At 60.0% G+C, this 2711-nt stretch carries 3 protein-coding genes; all 3 read right to left on the reverse strand.

Annotated features, from left to right (window positions below; all coding sequences use genetic code 11):
- Positions 1-806 (reverse strand): HEAT repeat domain-containing protein (locus BM035_RS22010; protein ID WP_092034430.1); only part of this gene is annotated, 806 nt, incomplete at its 3' end.
- An 8-nt stretch (positions 807-814) separates the two neighbouring features.
- Positions 815-1048 carry a 4Fe-4S dicluster domain-containing protein gene (locus BM035_RS22015; RefSeq protein ID WP_092034431.1) on the reverse strand — a complete coding sequence of 78 codons (234 nt, stop codon included), beginning with the start codon at positions 1046-1048 and terminating at the stop codon, positions 815-817.
- A gap of 38 nt (positions 1049-1086) precedes the next feature.
- Positions 1087-2711 (reverse strand): fumarate reductase/succinate dehydrogenase flavoprotein subunit (locus BM035_RS22020; protein WP_092034433.1); only part of this gene is annotated, 1625 nt, incomplete at its 5' end.

Genomic DNA, 2711 nt, shown 5'->3' on the forward strand with positions numbered 1-2711 from the left:
GCATCTTTCGAGCACTCGCCGAGCACCGGAATCGAGTCGGTTGAACCCAGTTTGCCCAGGGCATCCACGGCCTTTTCCCGAACCTGCCAGAGCTCGTCTTTGGTGGCGTCCATCAGGGGCTGAATAGCGGCCTGGTGGTCCAGCTTGCCAATGCTGTTGGCGGCTTCGCAGCGCACCTGCCAGTGGCCGTCTTTCAACAGGCTGATCAATGCCTGCCCGACTTGTTGCGGGGTGGCGTAAACCAGGGCGCCAGTGGCAGCCCGGCGAACTTCCGGGTCCTTATCGTGCTGGGCGGTTTCAACCAGCGCCGGCAGGTTCTCGGCCTGTTTCAGCCATCCCAATACGGCAACGGCCTCGCGGCGAACTCTTGGGTCGTCATCGCCGAGACGTTTGAGGGCGGGGCTCTGGGCAGCGGGCAGGCGCAGCGGCTTGAGCGCCCGCAGAATGCCGGACACCACGAAGCCGTCCGAACTGTTGTCCAGGGCCTTCAGCAGCGGTTCACCGGCAGCCGGGTCTTTCAGGTCAGCCAGTGCATGGGCAGCGCTGTTGCGCACTACCTCGTCGTCGTCGCCGAGCGCGGCTATCAGGGCATCGGCCATGTCGGCCGCCTCGAATTCGTCGACTACCTTGGCGGCTTCCTGGCGTACGTTGGTGTCAGGGTCATTCAGGGCGTGGATGACCAGTTCCACGGCTTCCGGCTCACCGGAATCGACCAGGTCCATGACCGCCACCCTGCGAATTCCGGGGTCGTCGGACGTGAGTTTGACGGCAATGGCCTGTAATTCGGGATCGTCGTATATTTTCATGGCTTACCTCAGCTCAACAGGTATGGAATGTTGACGGTGACTGCATCTGTGGGGCAGTCAGCCTCACAGGGCATGCAGTACCAGCACTCGTCGTATTTCATGTGAGCCTTGCCGGTGGCTTCGTTGATCCACAGCACGTCCAGCGGGCAGACGTCGATGCAGACCGTACAACCTTTGTCGGCGATGCATTTATCCTCGTCGACAATGACAGGAACGCTTGAATGATGGTTTGCGATAGGCATGTGTTTGTCCTCTCTCGATCAATCTGTTTTATGGGATATCAGCCGTTAGCCGCTTTCTGGACCCGCATCTTGCGATAGGCGTCTTTTTCTTCACCCAGGGATACCAGGTAATCCGCAATGGGCCGCTTGCCGCTGGCCATTTGTCCGTTTTCGTCCTTGAACAGGCGGCTGTGGTAGAACCATTCGGCGTCGTTCTGATCCGGGTAGTCCACGCGGTAGTGGTACAGGCCCCAGCGGGATTCCTTGCGGTACAGCGAGGCGCGGGCGGCCATTTCGGCGCAGTCGATGATGGACTGGACTTCCATGGCCCTGAGCAGTTCGTGGGGATCGCGAGCGCAGAGCCGTGGCACGTCTTCACGGACGGCCAGAATCCGCTCCAGCCCGATTTCCATTTTCTTGGTAACCTTGGGGGGTTGCAGGTAATCGTTTACCAGGCGACGGACTTTGTATTCCATCTGTTCCGGCGGAATGCCGTCGGCTACTTTCATGGGCGCCTGGATGCGATCAAGTTCGGCCTTGATGAAATCTTCGTCGAGCTTTGGCTCACCCCGGTCTTTAATGAACTCGACCGCGCTTTCGCCGCAGATCTGGCCGTACACGAAGGCGCCCAGCATGTAGTTGTGGGCCACGCTGGCCATGTCGCCTGCACAGTAGAGACCGGGGACAGTGGTGGCGCCGGTTTCGTCGGTCCAGACGCCGGAAGCCGAATGCCCGGAGCAGAAGCCTACTTCCGAGATATGCATTTCAACCATGCGCTCGCGGTAGTTCACATCGCGGCCCTCATGGAAGCGGCCCCGGGACGGGCGCTCGTTGGTGTGCAGTACCGTCTCGATTTCCTCGATAGTCTCTTCAGCAAGGTGGTCCAGCTTGAGGAACACCGGGCCGGTGCCCGATTCCAGCTCCTTGAAGAACTCCAGCATCATCTGGCCGGACCAGTAGTCGCACTCGATGAAACGCTCACCGAACGCGTTGGAGGTGAAACCGCCCAGCGGGCCGGTCACATAAGCGCAGGCCGGGCCGTTGTAGTCTTTCAGCAGCGGGTTCACCTGGAAGCACTCCAGGTTCGCCAGGTCGGCGCCGGCGTGGTAGGCCATGGCATGGCCGTCGCCGTTGTTGGCCGGATTTTCATAGGTTCCGAACAGGTAGCCCGAAGTGGGCAGGCCCAGACGGCCGGCGGCACCGGTGGCCATGATCACCGCTTTGGCGCGGATGATGATGGGCTCGGCGGTGCGGGTGTTAACACCGATCATGCCGGCGATCTTGCCGTCCGGATCCTTGAGCAGGCGGGTCGCAGTGAAGCGGTTTTCAATCTGCACCCGGTTGCGGCGCAGGCGGCGGTAAAGGATCTTTTTAACGTTATGGCCCTCCGGCATGGGCAGCACATAGGTGCCCAGGTGGTGGACCTTCTTCATGTCGTAATCGCCGGTCTCGTCTTTCTGGAAGTGCACTCCCCAGGAATCCAGCTTTTCAATCATCGGAAAAGATCTTGTGGCGTAAGCCATAAGTGCAGGCTGGTGCACCACGCCATCGTTGGCGATGGTTATTTCCTTTACGTACTGCTCGGGTGTGGCATGGCCCGGTACTACAGCGTTGTTCAGGCCATCCATGCCCATGGAAATGGCGCCGGAACGTTTAACGTTGGCTTTTTCCAGCAGCATGACGT

This window comes from Marinobacter sp. DSM 26671 (genome assembly GCF_900112835.1).
In the GTDB taxonomy this organism is placed as follows: Bacteria; Pseudomonadota; Gammaproteobacteria; order Pseudomonadales; family Oleiphilaceae; genus Marinobacter; species Marinobacter flavimaris.

What these genes read in the sequence shown, in the direction of transcription:
- BM035_RS22015 (WP_092034431.1), bottom strand. Translation starts at nt 1,048, where the DNA reads ATGCCTATCGCAAACCATCATTCAAGCGTTCCTGTCATTGTCGACGAG.